This window comes from Bacillus sp. 95MFCvi2.1, from assembly GCF_000374965.1.
In the GTDB taxonomy this organism is placed as follows: Bacteria; Bacillota; Bacilli; order Bacillales; family Bacillaceae_G; genus Bacillus_A; species Bacillus_A pseudomycoides.
Window position 1 is genome coordinate 146,175 of sequence record NZ_KB895692.1, and the last position, 18,202, is coordinate 164,376.

At 35.8% G+C, this 18,202-nt stretch carries 21 protein-coding genes, 2 pseudogenes and 1 other annotated feature; of the genes and pseudogenes, 9 read left to right on the forward strand and 14 right to left on the reverse strand.

The features are described 5' to 3' along the window. Nucleotides 1-76: 76 nt before the first annotated feature. The 6 genes and pseudogenes from C568_RS0106320 to C568_RS36210 form a co-directional block, all read right to left on the reverse strand. Nucleotides 77-1,597, reverse strand: a complete 1,521-nt coding sequence (locus C568_RS0106320) for a 2-isopropylmalate synthase (RefSeq protein ID WP_018781021.1) — start codon at nt 1,595-1,597, stop codon at nt 77-79. Between the two features lies 1 nt (nt 1,598). Further along, nucleotides 1,599-2,609, reverse strand: a complete 1,011-nt coding sequence (ilvC, locus tag C568_RS0106325; protein WP_006094145.1) for a ketol-acid reductoisomerase — start codon at nt 2,607-2,609, stop codon at nt 1,599-1,601. 27 nt (nt 2,610-2,636) lie between these two features. Beyond that, entirely contained in the window at nt 2,637-3,149 is a 513-nt protein-coding gene (gene ilvN / locus C568_RS0106330) for an acetolactate synthase small subunit (protein WP_016113993.1), read from the reverse strand. Then, nucleotides 3,146-4,846: an acetolactate synthase large subunit gene (gene ilvB / locus C568_RS0106335; RefSeq protein ID WP_018781022.1), complete on the reverse strand. Its 1,701-nt coding sequence runs from the start codon at nt 4,844-4,846 to the stop codon at nt 3,146-3,148. Before ilvB ends, ilvN begins: the two co-directional genes overlap by 4 nt. A gap of 73 nt (nt 4,847-4,919) precedes the next feature. After that, nucleotides 4,920-5,148, reverse strand: a binding site (T-box leader). A 16-nt stretch (nt 5,149-5,164) separates the two neighbouring features. Next, nucleotides 5,165-6,061 carry a branched-chain-amino-acid transaminase gene (gene ilvE, locus C568_RS0106340; RefSeq protein WP_003196156.1) on the reverse strand — a complete coding sequence of 299 codons (897 nt, stop codon included), beginning with the start codon at nt 6,059-6,061 and terminating at the stop codon, nt 5,165-5,167. 157 nt (nt 6,062-6,218) lie between these two features. Beyond that, nucleotides 6,219-6,415 (reverse strand): annotated as a pseudogene (locus tag C568_RS36210) (hypothetical protein). Between the two features lie 57 nt (nt 6,416-6,472). Between C568_RS36210 and C568_RS0106345 the strand changes: the two are divergent. After that, the gene (locus C568_RS0106345; RefSeq protein WP_016113990.1) at nt 6,473-6,712 is read left to right on the forward strand and encodes a DUF3911 family protein; all 240 of its coding nucleotides are present in this window, start codon (nt 6,473-6,475) and stop codon (nt 6,710-6,712) included. Between the two features lie 193 nt (nt 6,713-6,905). After that, nucleotides 6,906-7,145, forward strand: a complete 240-nt coding sequence (locus C568_RS0106350) for a YkuS family protein (protein WP_003196153.1) — start codon at nt 6,906-6,908, stop codon at nt 7,143-7,145. A 351-nt stretch (nt 7,146-7,496) separates the two neighbouring features. On the opposite strand, the gene C568_RS30465 is transcribed toward C568_RS0106350, so the two are convergent. Together C568_RS30465 and ytfJ are read right to left on the reverse strand one after the other, a co-directional pair. Continuing rightward, nucleotides 7,497-7,586, reverse strand: a complete 90-nt coding sequence (locus C568_RS30465) for a hypothetical protein (protein ID WP_016113989.1) — start codon at nt 7,584-7,586, stop codon at nt 7,497-7,499. 115 nt (nt 7,587-7,701) lie between these two features. After that, a complete protein-coding gene (gene ytfJ, locus C568_RS0106360; protein ID WP_018764198.1) occupies nt 7,702-8,103 on the reverse strand; it encodes a GerW family sporulation protein in 402 nt (133 codons plus the stop codon). A 355-nt stretch (nt 8,104-8,458) separates the two neighbouring features. On the opposite strand from ytfJ, the gene C568_RS0106365 reads away from it, so the two are divergent. After that, nucleotides 8,459-8,821, forward strand: a complete 363-nt coding sequence (locus tag C568_RS0106365) for an imidazole glycerol phosphate synthase (RefSeq protein WP_080740370.1) — start codon at nt 8,459-8,461, stop codon at nt 8,819-8,821. 33 nt (nt 8,822-8,854) lie between these two features. Here the strand turns inward: C568_RS0106365 and C568_RS0106370 are convergent, their stop codons facing one another. The 3 genes from C568_RS0106370 to C568_RS0106380 form a co-directional block, all read right to left on the reverse strand. After that, entirely contained in the window at nt 8,855-10,198 is a 1,344-nt protein-coding gene (locus C568_RS0106370; protein WP_006094139.1) for a TrkH family potassium uptake protein, read from the reverse strand. A 715-nt stretch (nt 10,199-10,913) separates the two neighbouring features. Further along, entirely contained in the window at nt 10,914-11,069 is a 156-nt protein-coding gene (locus tag C568_RS0106375; RefSeq protein ID WP_016113985.1) for a hypothetical protein, read from the reverse strand. 172 nt (nt 11,070-11,241) lie between these two features. Further along, entirely contained in the window at nt 11,242-11,661 is a 420-nt protein-coding gene (locus tag C568_RS0106380; protein ID WP_003206336.1) for a MarR family winged helix-turn-helix transcriptional regulator, read from the reverse strand. A 509-nt stretch (nt 11,662-12,170) separates the two neighbouring features. Between C568_RS0106380 and C568_RS0106390 the strand changes: the two genes are divergently transcribed. After that, the gene (locus tag C568_RS0106390; protein ID WP_018781024.1) at nt 12,171-12,614 is read left to right on the forward strand and encodes a YrvL family regulatory protein; all 444 of its coding nucleotides are present in this window, start codon (nt 12,171-12,173) and stop codon (nt 12,612-12,614) included. A 67-nt stretch (nt 12,615-12,681) separates the two neighbouring features. After that, entirely contained in the window at nt 12,682-13,236 is a 555-nt protein-coding gene (locus tag C568_RS0106395; RefSeq protein WP_018781025.1) for a thioredoxin family protein, read from the forward strand. Nucleotides 13,237-13,263: 27 nt separating this feature from the next. On the opposite strand, the gene bacA is transcribed toward C568_RS0106395, so the two are convergent. Further along, the gene (gene bacA / locus C568_RS0106400) at nt 13,264-14,058 is read right to left on the reverse strand and encodes an undecaprenyl-diphosphate phosphatase (protein ID WP_003196138.1); all 795 of its coding nucleotides are present in this window, start codon (nt 14,056-14,058) and stop codon (nt 13,264-13,266) included. A gap of 193 nt (nt 14,059-14,251) precedes the next feature. Here bacA and C568_RS0106405 point away from each other — a divergent pair, with 193 nt between their 5' ends. The 4 genes from C568_RS0106405 to C568_RS0106420 all read left to right on the forward strand — a co-directional run bounded on the left by C568_RS0106405 (nt 14,252) and on the right by C568_RS0106420 (nt 17,164). Next, nucleotides 14,252-15,610 carry an MATE family efflux transporter gene (locus tag C568_RS0106405; protein WP_018781026.1) on the forward strand — a complete coding sequence of 453 codons (1,359 nt, stop codon included), beginning with the start codon at nt 14,252-14,254 and terminating at the stop codon, nt 15,608-15,610. A 74-nt stretch (nt 15,611-15,684) separates the two neighbouring features. After that, nucleotides 15,685-15,858, forward strand: coding sequence for a hypothetical protein (locus tag C568_RS0106410; RefSeq protein WP_016113981.1), 174 nt, complete (start codon nt 15,685-15,687; stop codon nt 15,856-15,858). Between the two features lie 18 nt (nt 15,859-15,876). After that, nucleotides 15,877-16,026, forward strand: a complete 150-nt coding sequence (locus C568_RS34615) for a hypothetical protein (RefSeq protein ID WP_003196135.1) — start codon at nt 15,877-15,879, stop codon at nt 16,024-16,026. A 229-nt stretch (nt 16,027-16,255) separates the two neighbouring features. Then, entirely contained in the window at nt 16,256-17,164 is a 909-nt protein-coding gene (locus tag C568_RS0106420) for an aminoglycoside phosphotransferase family protein (RefSeq protein WP_018781027.1), read from the forward strand. Here C568_RS0106420 and C568_RS34620 read toward each other — a convergent pair. Then, entirely contained in the window at nt 17,161-17,322 is a 162-nt protein-coding gene (locus C568_RS34620) for a hypothetical protein (protein ID WP_016113979.1), read from the reverse strand. The genes C568_RS0106420 and C568_RS34620 overlap by 4 nt on opposite strands. Nucleotides 17,323-17,419: 97 nt before the next feature. Continuing rightward, nucleotides 17,420-18,192 (reverse strand): annotated as a pseudogene (locus C568_RS31730) (hypothetical protein). Between the last annotated feature and the right edge of the window lie 10 nt (nt 18,193-18,202).

An 18,202-nucleotide genomic window follows, 5' to 3' on the forward strand; every position in this document is an offset into this window, starting at 1 on the left:
CCCCTTTTTTATAATTTTACTGATTATTCAGAATTCACTTTCGATAAGTAGGGGTATCCCCCCACTTATCGAAACATTACTTTGCAAGGAATAACAAAGCCTTTAGTTTTCCCGCTGCATGTACATAGGCTCTAGCTGATGCTTCTAACACGTCTTGCGCAACACCAAAACCTGCAACTTGATGTGTTCCTTCTTTCAATTCAACATGAACATGAGCAAGTGCATCCTGTCCCTGTGTAATGGATTGAATGCGATAATCGGCTAACTCACACTCAAGTCCTAGAATTCTTTGAATTGCATTATAAATCGCTTCAATACTACCTGCTCCTGTTGCTGCATCTTCGTACACATTACCTGCCTCATCCTCCAGTGCAACTGTTGCACATTGTGTACTGTTGGATACAAAATGCACTTGTAATTGTTTAATGTTATACTGCTGTGTTGAAAATGCTGTTTCTCCTAATACTAATGCACGTAAATCTTCTTCTGTAACCTCTTTTTTACGATCTGCTAATCTCTTAAATGCACTAAATGCTATATCTCGCTCTTTTTCCGTAAACTCATAACCGAGTTCTTTCATTTTTTCAGTAAAAGCGTGGCGACCAGAATGTTTTCCAAGTACAAATAAATTTTGTGCTTCTCCAATTAGTTCTGGCTCAATAATTTCATATGTCGTTACTTCTTTTAATACACCATCTTGATGAATACCTGATTCATGCGCAAATGCATTCGCTCCAACAATCGCCTTATTTTTTGGAACTACCATACCCGTTAACCGACTTACTAATGTACTTGTTGCTTTAATCTCTTTTAGTGTTATAGAAGACTCGGCTTCATAATAGTCTTTTCTAATGTGCAAAGCAACTGCTACTTCTTCTAAAGCAGCATTACCTGCACGCTCTCCAATCCCATTCATCGTCCCTTCTATTTGCAGTGCCCCACCTTCAATGGCTGCCAATGAATTTGCTACTGCCATACCAAGATCATCATGACAATGACAAGAGAAAATAGTTTTTTCATAAGAAGGAACATATTCTTGTAAATATTTAAAAAGAGAATAATATTCTTCTGGATTTGTATAACCTACTGTATCCGGAATATTAACAACATCCGCTCCAGCTCGAATCGCAACTTCCACAGCTTCTGCTAAAAAAGGGCGAGCCGTTCTCGTTGCATCTTCTGCCGAAAATTGCACTGTAGGAAATAAGGATTTCCCTAAAGTTACAGAGCGATGAATACTATCTAATACATCCTCCTTTGACATACAAAGCTTATATTTCATATGAATATCACTCGTTGCCAAAAAGACGTGTAACCGCGGAGATGCTGCACCTTTCAATGCTTCATACGCTCTCTGAATATCACTTTCCTTCGCCCTTGCTAGACTCATAACGGAAGCATTTCGAATCGTTTCCGCAATTCGTTTTACTGAGCGAAAATCACCTTCAGAAGCTGCTGCAAATCCTGCTTCCATCACATTAATCCCGAGTTTTTCTAACTGCCTGGCAATCTGTAACTTTTCTTGTTCATTTAAATTGACTCCGGGTGATTGTTCGCCATCACGAAGCGTCGTATCCATGAACAAAATCTGTTTCATATTATTTAACCCCCGCCTTTACTTTCGGTTGTACAAACGGCATCATTTCACGTAATTTACGCCCAACAACTTCAATTTGATGTTCATTTTCCTTAGCATTCGTTGCATGGAAATGCGGTTTTCCTGCTTTATGCTCTGCAATCCACCCTCTTGCAAATGTGCCATCTTGAATTTCTTTTAACACTTCATCCATCGCTTTCTTCGTATGTTCTGTTACAACGCGTGGTCCTGATACAAAATCTCCCCACTGCGCTGTATCAGAAACGGAATATCTCATATTTTCAAGTCCGCCTTCATACATAAGATCAACAATGAGCTTTAGTTCATGTAAGCATTCAAAGTAGGCAAGTTCCGGCTGATAACCAGCATCTACTAATGTTTCAAATCCCGCCTTTACAAGTGCAGTAACACCTCCGCAAAGTACAGCTTGTTCTCCAAATAGATCCGTTTCTGTTTCTTCTTTAAATGTAGTTTCTAATACTCCAGCCCTTGTTGCTCCAATTCCATCTGCATAGGATAATGCTTTTTCAATGGCTGTTCCTGTTGCGTCTTGATATACAGCAAATAACGCTGGAACCGCTCCGCCTTCAGCAAAAGTCCGACGTACTAAATGTCCAGGTCCTTTTGGCGCTACTAGAAATACGTCTACATCTTCTGGTGGTGTAACTTGATTAAAATGAACGTTAAATCCATGAGCAAACACAAGTGCATTTCCAGCTTGTAAATTCGGTTCAATTTCTGTTTCATACACTTCTGGCTGTAGTTCATCAGGCAAAAGAATCATTACTACATCCGCAGATTTTGCAGCTTCTGCCACTGAATATACAGAAAAACCATCCTCTTTCGCCTTTTCCCATGACTTTCCTTTCCGAAGTCCAACTACTACTTCAAAACCATTATCACGTAAGTTTTGTGCATGAGCGTGACCTTGTGATCCATATCCAACAATCGCTATTTTCTTCCCTTTTAATACATTTACCGCTACATCTTTCTCATAATAAACTTTTGTCATATTCTTTCTCCCCCTATATTAAAATGATTAATGAATTAACATAATTTGTTTATCTTGTTTTTTCATACTCCGCGTAAATGCAGTAACACCTGTTCTTGCAATTTCTTTTAAACCATATGGACGCATTAGCTCTATAAGAGCTTCTACTTTTTCTTGTGTACCCGTTACTTGTACGACGATGGAATCCTTTCCAACATCTATTACAGCGGCTCGGAACGGTTCAATTAAACTATATAATTCTGCTCTCGATACACTTGTTGTCGCTACTTTAATAAGAGCCAACTCTCTTGCAATCATTGCTTCTTCTGTTATATCAGATACTTTTAACACATCAATTTGTTTATGAAGTTGCTTGATCAGTTGCTCCACTTGTTGCTCGTTTTCAACATGAACAACAAATGTCATCCGTGAAATATCAGACGACTCTGTATGTCCAACCGAAATACTTTCAATATTAAAATGCCTCCTGGTCATAACACCCGTAATCCGATTCAGAACCCCACTTTGATTTCGAACTGTCGCCGTAACAATCCTTTTCACTGTCCCTTCACCCCCTCCATTTGATGAACTCCTTTTCCAGGAGCAACCATCGGCATAACTTTTTCAGACTGTAGTACCCTGCAATCAATTACAACAGGCTCTTGCAAATCAATCGCTTCTTGCAACTGTCCCTTCGCAAGTAACGGATTTTCAATTCGCACCCCTTTTATGCCGTATGCATGGGCAAGCGCTACGAAATCCGGTTGACAAGAGAGCAACGAGTGAGAATATCTTTGATTATAAAATTCGTCTTGCCACTGTCTTACCATCCCTAAAGCTTCATTATTTAAAATCAAAACTTTAACCGGTAAGGAATGTTCTTTCAATACACTAAGTTCTTGTAATGTCATTTGAAAACCCGCATCACCAACAATCGCTACAACTAATTCTCTTGGTCTGGCCATTTGTGCACCAATGGCAGCTGGAAATCCAAATCCCATTGTGCCAAGCCCTCCTGATGTTACCCACTTATCTGGGTCTTCAAGTGGATAATATTGAGCAGCCCACATTTGATGCTGACCAACATCCGTCGTGACAATTGCTCTTCCTTTTGTAATTTCATACAACATATCAATTGCTGATTGTGGTTTAATCACTTCAGAATCTTGATCATAGAAAAATGGATATTGTTCTTTTCTGCTTTTTAAAAGCGATAGCCATGCACTATGATTTTCTTTTCCTCTTTTACAGGAGACCAGTGCCTCCAAAGCATGTTTCGCGCTAGCCACAATCGGAATTTCTGTAGGAACGTTTTTTCCAATCTCTGCTGGATCAATATCGATATGTGCAACTGTAGCCTCTTTAGCAAAGTACTCTAAATTTCCTGTAAGACGATCGTCGAATCTTGCTCCGATATTTATGAGTAAATCACACTCATATAAAGCCATATTCGCTGTATAAGAACCATGCATTCCTCCCATTCCAAGAAATAATTTATCATTTGGCGGAAATCCACCTAGTCCAAGAAGTGTATGAACAACAGGTATACGATACATTCGTGCAAAATCTGTTAATTCTTTTGCAGCTTTCGCATGAAGTACACCTGCTCCGGCTAAAATCAACGGTTTTTCAGCAGTATCAATCGCTTGTAATAATTTGTTGATTTGCAATGGATTCGCCTCATAATTTGGTTGATATCCCGGTAAATCCATTTGCACGTTACTACATCGCTCACCTTTTTCTACTACCATATTTTTAGGAAGATCGATAACGACCGGTCCTGGTCGACCCGTTTTCGCAATATGAAATGCCTCTTTAATAATTCTTGGTAAATCTGATGCCTTGCGCACTTGATAATTATGTTTTGTTACCGGCATCGTAAGTCCCATAATGTCCGCTTCTTGAAAAGCGTCACTTCCAATCAACGTTGTAGCTACTTGACCTGTAAAAACAACAAGCGGTAAAGAATCAATCATTGCATCTGCAAGACCAGTAATCACATTTGTCGCACCTGGACCACTTGTTGCAATGACAACGCCAGGTTTTCCTGTAATTCGCGCGTACCCTTCTGCTGCATGAATCGCTCCTTGCTCATGTCTTGTTAAAATATGAGGAATTTCGCAATCATAAATTGCATCATAGAGCGGCAATACAGCACCTCCTGGATAACCAAAAATAACTTCTACATCTTCCTTTCCTAACGCTTCTAACAACAGCTGTGCACCAGTTGCCATCTTTTCTTCCGTTTTTGAAGACATTGCTCTTACGAACCTCCTTTAAAATTGTTTTTTTACAATAAAAAAATCCTACGTCCACACTCCAGCTATGTGCTGAAGGGACGAAAGATTTCGCGGTACCACCCTTCTTCGCAAGAATACTTCTTGCCTCAGTGACTCGGGGATGAGTCTAGCTAATAACGGAGCTACCGTCTAAACCTAGGCAAATGCTTCAGTTTAGCACTCAAGGGCGATGTTCGTCGATGTGAACCATCGGTTTCCAGCAACCACCGACTCTCTGTGAGGCTTCACAATCAACTACTCCTCCCTATCAACGCTTTACAACTTTATAATGAGTTATCATCCAACTTTATTTTCTTCGTAAATTTTCTCTCCATCTTCTACAACTAATTTACGGAACTCTTCTAATAAACGATTTGTATGTGGACCCGTTTTCCCAAGCCCAATCGTTCTTCCATCAACTGTCGTAACTGCAATAACTTCAGCTGCAGTTCCTGTTAAAAATACCTCATCAGCTACATATACATCGTGTCTTGTAAATAATTCTTCTCTTACGTCATATCCAAGCTTTTCTCCAATTTCCAAAATAGCGTTTCTTGTAATGCCTTCTAATGCCCCTGCAGAACTTGGTGGTGTAATTAATTTATTTCCTTTTACAATGAACACATTATCGCCAGACCCTTCTGCAACATAACCTTGTTCATTTAACATAAGTGCTTCTTGCACACCAGCAAGCTTCGCTTCAATTCGAACTAAAATATTATTTAAATAGTTCAAAGACTTTACTTGTGGTGTTAATACGTCTGGGCGATTACGACGTGTGGCAACTGTCACAACCGGTATACCTTTTTCGTAATATTCCGACGGAAATAAAGATAACTGTTCCGCAATTACAACTACATTCGGTTTCGAACAAGAATCAGGATCTAGCCCAAGATTCCCAGCACCTCGTGATACAACTAAACGAATGTATCCGTTAGATAACTTATTTTGACGAATCGTTTCAACAACAATATCTGTCACTTCTTCTAACGTATATGGAATTTCCAACATAATGGATTTTGCTGACTCGTATAAACGAATAAGATGTTCTTTGAGCCTGAAGACATTGCCACTGTAGACACGAATCCCTTCAAACACTCCATCGCCATATAAATAACCATGATCATATACTGAAACTTTTGCTTCGTCTTTTGGAACAAATTCTCCATTTAAGAAAATCCATTGCTCATTCACTTAAAAGCGCCCCCTATGTTCTATGAATTTTTTATTGTTTCCTAGTTTACTCTCCTTTTTAAATAAATCAAGACAATTTTTAGAAAATTTATAATTTTTAATTTATATATACCCTTGTTTATATTGATTTATCAACATTGTTAACGTTTACAAAATGTCAAAAATTTTTTTCGCCATTTTTCATCCTAAAAAATATTTGCTTAAAAGAAGGAGTTTTGTCAAATGATGCGAATCTATTGTATTCAATAAACGGGCGTCCGATTTCGTATATTCGGGAATAAAAACGACTTTTGATTGAAAAGGAGGAAAATAAGCAAAATAACATTGTATAAAAATAACAATCATATTTTTCATGCAGCTTTCATAATCCTATTTAAAAAAACAAATTGTCAAATGAAGGAGGAAAATAATATGGCATGTGTACAAATTAAAGGAACGAGACAAGAGGTAGTAGAAATGTTACAACTATTTGATTTAATGGATACGAAAGGTTTGTGTAAATTTAACAATTACGTAGAGGTATCTCCAAATGAAGAGCAGAATAACAACTTCACTGCCTCAATTGACATTCAATCAAATGATGAATCTGCTCAAGATCAATTAAATGATCAGTTTGTAAGTCAAATGCTCACAGGTGTATATAACGACTAATACATTACGTATTTTTTCTTCCCCTCTCTAATCGGGCTTTTCTGAGCAGCTATCCCCCACCTCTTTGTTTTAGGAGGGGGATTTCCCTGTTCGTAAATATTAAATACATCAACATTTCTACCATATTTTCCTTAAAAACATAAATATTTCCTAAAAAATGGAGCATATTACTAGATGGTAGGAGGTGAAGAGTATGGCGAAAATTGGTGTTGAAAATTCTTTAACCGATGTTCAACAAGCTTTAGAACAACAAGGACATGAAGTAATTTCACTACGTTCTGAAAATGACGTGCAAGGGTGCGATTGTTGCGTCGTAACTGGACAAGATTCTAATGTAATGGGAATTAGTAATGCAGTAATAAAAGGGCCCGTTATTGAAGCAAGTGGCTTAACAACCGATGAAATTTGTCAACGAATTGAAAGTAGTTTATAAAAAAAAGAAGCCTCCTTATAACAAGGAGACTTCTTTTTTTATATTCACCTAAACGGGAAAGTAACATATACTGGATGAAAGCCCTACCTCTCTCTCATCAACACGGTTCCTCTGACCGCTCCTGATACACTAGCATGTGTATAAGCTTACAAATACAACTTTTTGGGTCTATTCACAAAAGTTGTTGGTAAAATTACCCGATCTTTCGCAAATTTTTCATATTGCATTTACAAGAAATATCCAATATATACTAGCTGTAACCGAGACACGAAATGTCATCATAACACTTAAAAATAAATTCGTCAATATTTATTTTAACAAATTAAAAACAGACATCACAATCTGTCTGTTTTAGAATGGAGCCTTTTCTTTTACTACATACACAACAAATCCGCTTACTAACATACATAAGCCGACAGCAAAATTCTTGATATTAATCATAACTACCTCTCCCTTATTTCATAAATCATATATATTTACATTCCAATTATATTTGTCGTTTCTGAACACACTTTTTCTAATATATCATAATTCCTAAAAAATGCAAGTTTACTTTTTAACGACCGTTTACAAACTTATCTATAGTACTTGGAACTGTACTCAAAGCCTTTTCAATCAAGTGTGTGCCACTATGTAAATGTAACACTTGTACACCACTAGATCCTACTACTAAAAACGCAACAGGATCAATTGAAACTCCTGCACCACTTCCACCTCCAAACGGATGCCCTTGTTTCGCCTCTTTTTGTTGTCCTTGTCCTGCCAAACTTTTCCCTACAGACGTTTCCCCTTTAAAATCGCTTCCCCCTGCGCCAAAACCAAAGGCAACTTTTGAAACAGTTAAAACAACCTTTCCGTCCGCTGTTGAAACAGGGCTTCCGACAATTGTATTTACATCGACCATCTCTTTTAAATTTGTCATTGCCGTTTTCATTAAGTTTTCAATTGGATGTTCCATCATTTAAACCACCTTTTTCCTCTTAATTCTTTTTTATACTTTCCAAAATAGAGGAACTCATACCAAGTTTTACAATTCATGAAAAAACACTGTTCCATTATCAACTTTCTTCAGCTTAGAATCTAAAAACAATATACATATCCTTCACTTCAGTCTGATAAAGTGAAAATTTAATCAGCCCTCACTAATCAGACTTTTACGGGCAGTTTATCTCTCACCTAACTCCTGTGCTTTCACTGAATTTTGAGGTGGGAGTGTTACCGCCTGCAAATAGCGAAATAAAGTAATGATATGCCTATCTATTTCTTGCCGGATAAAAAAGAAAAAGATATACATACTACTAATGAACCTTGCTATGAAAGGAGACTTTACGTTGACTGATAAAATTAATGAACAACATAGAACCGAAGAAGGGGACTATAAAGAAGAGTACGCAGCAGAGGTTGCTCCTCAGCATATCAACTATAACGATAAAGACGATGTAAAATCAAAAACAGCAGGATCCACAGCAGGGTTTATCGCTCTTGCTCTTGCTGTATTATCACTCTTTACATTTCCTACACTCTTCGGACTTGTTTCTGTTTTACTAGGTATTTATGCCTATAATCGTGGAGCTACTGTAACCGGTGGCATCGCTGCTATTATGGGCGGCATTGCTGCTATTGTTGCTCTGTTATTCCGCGCTGCAATCATCGGTTTATTGTTCTCACTTTTTTAAAGAAAAAAGGTATCTCGCTTTTTGCGAGATACCTTATCCTGTGAAAACATCTTCTGATGGATATCGAATTTTTTGTTTAGCTGGTCGCGCTAGAGAGAATACAAGCGTTAACGGACCAATTAACCCACAAAACATAACAAACATAATGATACATTTTCCAATTACAGATAACTTAGCCGTAATTCCCATTGATAACCCCACTGTACCAAACGCTGAAATTGTTTCGAATAAAAGTTGAATAAAACTAAAGTTTTCTGTAAGCATTAATAAAAATACTGCTGTAAAAATAAGAATTTGACTGGCAACTACAATCGCTAACGCTCTCGTTACCGTTGACATTTTGATTGTACGATGAAATAAAACAAAGTCTTCCTTCTTTCTAAAAAAGGAAATAACCGATGTAATTAAAATCACAAATGTTGTTAACTTAATTCCGCCACCTGTCGACACACTTCCTGCACCGATAAACATTAAAATCATCGTAAACAATATTGATGATTCTTCCATTCCTCCATAATCAACCGTATTAAATCCTGCTGTACGCGGTGTAATCCCCTGGAAAAATGAAGCCCATATCTTTTCACCTAAAGATAGTGATCCTAATGTTTTCACATTATTATACTCCAATATAAAAATCACAATCATCGCAATAACATTAAGCGCTACTGTTCCAACAATCATAATTTTCGAATGAAGTGATAGTTTCTGAAAACTACGGCTATACCATATATCAATTAACACCGTAAAACCTAAACCACCTATAACAATTAAAGAACAAATTCCAATATTAATAATAGGATCTCCTACATATCTTGTTAAATTATCTGGCCATAGTGCAAATCCCGCATTATTATAAGAGGCGATAACATGAAAAATACTATAATATAAACCTTTGCCGAAACCAAATTCCGGGATAAATCGAATGGATAAAAAAACAACTCCTACTAATTCAATACAAATAGAAAAAATAAAGACACGCTTCACTAATTTTACAAGACCACCAATATTCGTTTGGTTAAACGCTTCTCCAATTAATAATCGATGACGTAAACCAATTTTTTTCCCTAACACCCATACAATTAAAATTGCGATTGTCATTAATCCAAGACCACCTGTCTGAATTAACAACATAATGATAATTTGACCAAACATTGTAAAAGTACTAGCAGTATCTACAACTCCTAAACCGGTTACTGTCGCTGCCGAGGTTGCTGTAAAAAACGCATCTACCCAACTAATTGATTCTTTTGTCGCGAATGGTAGTTTCAATAACATTCCCCCGACAACAATTAAACAAAAAAAGCCCATTGCTAAAATTTGCGGCGGACTTAATCGTATAAAACGATTATAAAATCCTTGTTTTTTTGTTGCTTCCATATCACTAACTCCCTTAATAAAGTAAAACCTCTTTCCATACACTAATCGTTCGTTTTGACCGAACCAAATCTTACGGAAAGTAATTTTTCACCTAACTTTTTTCAATTCCTCATACTTTTAGAGCAAACTCATTATTTTGGATAAATCTTTATAATCTCATAATATAGTTGAGCATAATCCTTTTTTCCATAGATTTCAACTGAAAAATTCCCATACCTTTCACTTCGAATTCACATTGAAGTCACACCTATCTTTTATATTATATCTATCGAAGCTGTTCCTCCCTAATAATGAGACATTCCCCAGTGTCTCGAACAGCTTTCCATCCCTAATTAAAATTGACATAAATTGTCCCCTTCCATGGCCATCTTGTATTAACGAGATGGTCTATTTTTTATCCACTATTCATTAGACTATGGGACCTCTAACTATGTTCTACCTTCCCTCTATTATTTAAAAAGAGGGAAATTTTTAAAATTCCCATACCTTTCACTTCAAGTTCACATTGAGGTCACATCTATCTTTTATATTATATCTATCGAAGCTGTTCCTCCCTAATAATGAGACATTCCCCAGTGTCTCGAACAGCTTTCCATCCCTAATTAAAATTGACATAAATTGTCCCCTTCCATGACCATCTTGTATTAACAAGATGGTCTATTTTCTTATCTTAAAATACAATTCAAATTTCCTAACAAAAAAGGAGTGAATCTATTCACTCCTTTTTTGACTTACTTCCTTTGTTCGAACGATATTCTTTTCCCTTATTATCATTACCAGTTATAAACTCCGAACTAAACTCTTGTTGAAACTGCCCTGTTTTTGGTGAACCTTGATTTCCACTTCCTTGACTCCCGTTGCGATTCGTCATCTTTCTTCCTCCTTTCATCTTCCATCATTGTTAGTATGTCTTTCCTATCCCAATCATACACATCGCATTCTTCTATGTAACAAATTTCAATTTTTCATTTTAGTATGAATAAAAAAACCTCCCTAAAACAAGGAAGGATTCTCGATTAGCCATAGTTCATCTGGCTTTTTTTCTATATAAGTTTTTTCGAAATAGATATCATTAGATGCATTTCTTCTTCAGATAGGGCCGAAAACCTTTCTTTTAAATACTGTTTTTTTGCCAATTCCATTTTTGCAACTAACTCTTTTCCTTGTTCCGTAATTTCCAAATATACAACACGACGATCAGATGTAGAACGTGAACGCGTTACAAAACCTTTATTAATTAGCTTTTCTGTAACAGCTGTAATATGACTGTTTGATACATGTAGTTCATTTGCTACGCGAGAAACCATCTCTTTTTCATTACGATTTAATATACGGAGCACGAGAAATTCATTCCATGGTATGTAATCTCCAAAAATTTTTCCCATATCATTCCGCAATGAACGAAACATGGCAAAAACATTTGCAGATAGATCCTCCATTAATTGTTCGCGATTATGAGACACCGTTTACATCTCCCTTTTATTTCATATAGTTAAATAAAAACATTATGAATTATATTACCTTATATTTTACATTTTGTCATCTTTTTTTCCCATACAATCACTCATAATGTATTCACTTATTTGATAGATACACTCCCAAAACAAAACCCAATAGTAAAAAATCTCCGTTATTCGCTAGAGCACGTATCATTTATTATCTATTTGGAAATAAATGATACAGGTTGCTTTTCTAACATGCTGAAACTTACATCAGCCACAAAAAGGGTGCGATTCGTCGCACCTTTTTTGTTTTCACTTCCCATCAAGTATTCATGATATAATAAAATATGAATTTTTTTCCTTTTATCCCGCATTAACGGGCAGTCAGACCCCCACCTCAAAAATTCAGCGAGAGCAAAGAAGTTAGGTGAGGGCAAAGCTCGATTGATGAGGGCTAATAATCAGTGGGGGATGAAGCCCCCTACTGATTAAAGTTTCACTTTATAAGATGAACTTTTTGGGGGGATATCATGAATCCAGACGAAGAAAAGTTTTCAGATCTAAGTGGAAAAGATAAAACGATTGTTATTAGTAGTATTACCCTTCTTATAATTATTGCTTTTGCACTCATTTTCTTTATGTATGTCGGAGTTTTTCGTCTCATTGGTGTAGAATATACATCACGAACTGCACTACTTCTCTTTTTTTTATTAGCCCTTATACTAGATGGAATTAGTAGTTTCTTGATTTTATTTTTCAAAGTACTTTTAACCCCTCTGCTCACGCACATGTCAAAATGGCTATCCTTTTTACTGCTTTCCCTCATAGAAATCTCGCTTGATTGGCTCGTTATTCATACTGCAGATGATTGGATAGAAAGTGTAACGATCTCCAATAAAGCTGAACTACTTATTGTCCTTTTCTTTTTTATCTTGGATAAGGTATGGCCTACTGATAACAAAAAGAAAGAGTAAGATTACAAGCATTTCACGATAAAAATTGATACAATAAAAACAAAAATATACTAAAGAGGTGTTACATATGACATTACAACAATGGGCTGATAAAGGTATGTCCTTTGATACATACGTAAATAACATGACTGTGAACCAGTATGAATTACTACATATTTATAATAACTTTTTAATTCCGAACGAATTGCTTCCTGTTTTAGAAGAACGTCAAAACGACGGATGGCGTGTTATTGTACTATCCGCTGATTGGTGCGGAGATGCTCTTCTTTGCGTACCTGTTATGAAACGTATTTGCGAAGTTTCCAATATTGAAATGAGATTACTCATCCGTGATGAAAATTTAGAGTTAATGGATCAATATTTAACAAATGGAACAGCCCGTGCCATTCCAATCTTTATTTTTATTGATAAGGATGGAAAAGAACAAGCGGTTTGGGGACCACGTGCTCCAAAAGTGCAAGAATTAGTAACTTCTATGCGTGCTACATTACCTGAAAAAGATGATCCACAATTTGAAGAAAAACAGAAAGACATGTATGCTAATTTCCGTGCTACATTAGCTGACGACACTTCACTTTGGGAACATGTGATGAAAAATATGATTGAAAAAATAGTAAAATAAAAAAACTGCCAAATGGCAGTTTTTTTATTACATAATGAAGAAATAATAGAACACCGCAGCTAAAATAAAACGATAATAAGCAAATGGTGTTAACTTTACACGAGCTAATAATTTTAAGAATGAAACAATCGCAAGCATTGCTACAAGGAAAGCCGTAATAAAACCAGTTGCAAATAATGTGATATCTGCTGAACTTAATACGTCCCAGCTTTTAATTAAATCTAACCCTGATGCTGCAACCATCATTGGTACCGCTAAAATAAATGTATATTCAGCAGCGGCTGTATGAGATACACGAGCTAATAATCCACCACTGATTGTAGATCCAGAACGTGAAAATCCTGGCCACAGTGCTAAACATTGGAACATTCCAATTGTGAATGCTTGTTTATACGTAATCTCGTCCAATGTTTTCGCTGTACTTGGTCTTGAAAATTTCTCAGCAACAATCATTAAAATACCACCAACGATTAAACTGATAACAACGGGGCCTGGTCCAAATAAAACTTCTTTAATTTTACTATGGAATAAAACACCAAGTACTCCTGCTGGAATCATACCGATAATGATATGTAATAAATTTAAAGATGGTCCTTGTGTTACCTTGCCAATCCCAACTAATGACCATAAACGTTTCCAAAATACAACGACAACCGCTAAAATCGATCCCAATTGGATGACAACTTCAAATACTTTTGCTCTATCATCATCAAATCCAATTAAATGTCCTGTTAAAATCATATGTCCCGTTGATGAAACCGGTAAAAATTCCGTTAATCCTTCAACAGCTCCCATGATTAAACCAATTAACCAATCAGCCACGAGTAGTGCCTCCTTAATACCTTATATATACTTTTTTCACACCTTATCATAATACCTTATCCAATTTCAAAGTGCATCTCTTTTTTCATTCTTTCAAAATATAACAATACATTCACATATGTGTATTTCTTTTCTATTTTCTTATTAAATTGTATGATAGAAAGAGTTTGGTCCTACATAGAAAGGAGCTTTTATGAAAGAAACCAATTCATTTTCACAAAAAATAAAACAATTTGTATTACTATTTTTCCCGATTTTTGTAACGCAAATGTCTTTATTTGCAATGAGTTTTTTTGATACAACAATGTCAGGGCATGCAAGTGCTACTGACTTAGCAGGGGTCGCAATTGGAACAAGTATATGGATTCCGATTAGTACGGGATTAACAGGAATCTTAATGGCTACCACGCCTATTATCGCTCAACTTGTTGGCTCAAAACAAAAAGAGGATGTTCCTCATATCGTGATACAAGCCGTGTATTTGGCAATCGGAGTTAGTTTACTTGTTATTCTCATTGGTTTCTTTGCCGTTTCACCAATTCTAAAAGGCATGCATTTAGAAGAGCAGGTCGAACACATTGCTTCTCAATTTTTAAGCATTATTGCAATTGGTATCATCCCTTTATTTGTCTATACTGTATTACGTGGGTTTATTGATGCATTAGGAAAAACACGTACAACAATGATTATTACATTACTTTCCTTACCTATTAACATCATTTTAAACTATGTATTTATTTTCGGTCATTTCGGCTTTCCGAAACTAGGAGGCGTTGGTGCAGCAATTGCTTCTACCGCAACATATTGGTGCATTTTATTTATTACGATTATTATTATCCGTACGAAAGAACCGTTTACATCTTTTGGTATCTTCAGGCGCTTATACCGACTTTCTATTTCAAGCTGGAAAGAATTATTAAAACTTGGGGTACCTATCGGATTTGCCATCTTTTTTGAAACGAGTATTTTCGCTGCCGTAACACTCATGATGAGTAATTTTAGCACAACAACAATCGCTGCACATCAAGCAGCAATGAACTTTGCTTCCCTTTTATATATGACACCTTTAAGTTTAGCAATGGCTATGACAATTGCAGTTGGTTTTGAAGTTGGAGCAAATCGCTGTGAAAACGCAAAACAATACAGTTTTATTGGAATTGGTTTGGCACTTGCTTTTGCCTTGTTATATTCTATCTTACTCTTTTTCTTTGACGATCAAATTGCATCTATTTATACAACAGATATTGCTGTTCATGATTTAGCAAAAGAGTTTCTCATTTTTGCGATTTTATTTCAAATTTCCGATGCAATTGCTACTCCAGTGCAAGGTGCACTCCGTGGTTATAAAGATGTGAATGTTACCTTGATTATGACACTTATTGCCTACTGGATCATTGGTCTACCTCTAGGTTATATATTAGCAACCTATACTTCTTGGGCAGCTAAAGGTTATTGGATTGGTCTTATTATAGGGCTAGCATTTGGAGCTACCTTTCTGCTTGTTCGTCTCTTGCAAGTACAACGTAAATATACATCACAAAAGAGTCGCTAATCCTAGCGGCTTTTTTCATCATGCATAGTTCCTCTTTAAACGTGTAACATAATAAAAAAGAAAGGTGTAAATCTATGGATGAAAAGAAAAAACAGCAGCCCTACGATGAAGAGTTTGCTCCTGAAATCTCACCTGGATACAGGCAAGATATTCATAAACCGCCTCAATATAAAAATACTTCCTTTTTAGTTGGGATTGGTATTTTCGGGACAATATTACTTGTACTCATCATTTTCGTCTACTTTTAATGGGAAGGGAACTATATTATGACTAAACAATCCTCACTCTTTTCTAAAAGAGTTGTAAAAACACAAAAAGGTTATGCTGGTGATTCTATAAATGTGCATAAACAAGTCGAACAAGGCAATCTAGAAATTGCAAAAAAAGAAATTGGGCAACAAAACGAGAACCTGTGAATACAAAAAATGTCCCCACTTTTCGGGGACATTTTTATTCTACACGTTGCCGTTGCTTCGCAATTTTAAACGTATTATCTTCTTTTATAATCTTCATTCTATAACTTAACTGCATTTCATTTAAACATTATGTCCCTCTCTTTTTTCAATATATTTATTCCATATTATCACAGAGTTTAAAAATTCTGATAATATTAATGCATATATCCACAAAAAAGGAGAGAATCATATGACATCTTATATGCGAGATATCCAGCAATCACTACCCAATATTCCTATACACTCTTATGAACAAAACGATAATGGCTGGGATAATGTAGCCATTATCATTAACAATGAATGGCTCTTCCGTTTTCCACGTAAATCCCAGTATGCAAAACGAATACCTCGCGAAAAAGAACTATGCGAAATACTTGCTCAATCGTTACAAGAGATAAAGGTCCCAAAATACCACATCTTATATAAAAATGAATTAGATTCACTTCCATTTTGTAGTTATTATAAACTCATTCATGGGGAGCCATTAACAGTACAAACAATAGAAAGATTAACTGTAAAAGAACGTGAAACAGTTATCTCGCAGCTTGCTATCTTTCTCGCTTCTTTACATACCATCCCAATAGAACATGCTGTAAAATGGGGGTTTGATACTGAGAAATCTATCTCATATTGGCGACAGATTCAAACGAAATTACACGTTCATCTTGCTTGCACACTTACATTGTTAGAAAAAAAAGCTTTTGATTGTTTATTCGAGGATTTTTTTGAACATATGTATGCATCTAATTTCCAAAAAACAATGATCCACGCTGACTTTACACATCATCACATTTTATTTGATGGGGAGAAAAGAAGCATTGCTGGTATTATCGATTTTGGTGATGCTCAAATTGGAGATCCTGCCTTTGACTTCGCTGGATTATATAACAATTTTGGTAGTGAATTTACAAATGCCATATATAAACGGTACTGTACTCTCACTCCCCATCATGATTTATCTTTCTTTAAGCGTGTCATTCAATTTTATCAGTATAGTCCATTACTCCATAACCTTGTTTATAACTTTGAAACAAATAACGAACAGGAGATACAGAAGAATCGAAAACATTTACAAACTATACTTCAGGGAAGGAGTTAACTTCTTTCCCTATTCTTCTTTTCCTCGTATATCATTAATTTTTTATCCATTTCTACAATTAATTTATACATTTGAAACGCCTGCAAAATTTGCAATTGGACCCAAAAAGGAGCCTGTTGTTCTTTTAACCATTGAAATACTTTTACTCCATTTCCCATTAAGTATTCCTCCCATCATAAGTTCCCCTACGTATATACCGTAAATGATGAAAAGCTTTTCATGTCAATACCAAAAAGAGATGCAAATTTGCACCCCTTAATGTAGTATAGTATTCTTCGCTATCAATGCATCTTGCATCTCGTCTACTTTGCATTCATTACGAAAAGCACATCCAATACATTCAGAACAAAATGTACGTTCTGTGTAATATTCTGGTTGCTGTAACATTTCTTTCATTCTATATAAATCGTTCATTCCATCCATAATATCTTGCTCTTTTGGAACAGATTCGTACCTAGTTCCTTCTATTAAATTAACAACTTCAATTCTTTCGGGAAGAATCCAAAAACTTTGTAGCTAAACACTGCCGTAAGCTTTTGAAAAAGAGCAAGCATTTCTTCATTTGCATCAACAACATACTTTTTAATTACAAACGATTGTGTAGACCATTCACCCACTTCAAACGTTAATGAAATGTGCACACCTAACTCGTCCATATATGTTTGTAACTTCTCATATAAAAATAAAGGTGGTGTTTTACCCGCATCATTTTTCACAAACTGTATTAGATGGTCCGTTAACTTTGCCAGAACAATATAATATTCTGCTTTAGAAGCGAACATTCCAATACGCACTTTATCCCAGTGTTTCTCTAATCGTTTTAACAACAGCATTGTTGTTTGTTTTTCTACAGGTGATGTGTAATAGTCAATAATAATTTGATTTACAATCGATTGAACCATTTGTTTCCATTCAAACGAAGAAGGTTCTCTTCTTTTTATATAGCGAAAATAAAACTTATGTGGACAACGCATAAAATCATATAAATGATAATCTGTCATCGTTTTAATTGATATTTTCCCCTGCACCCATCTTCAT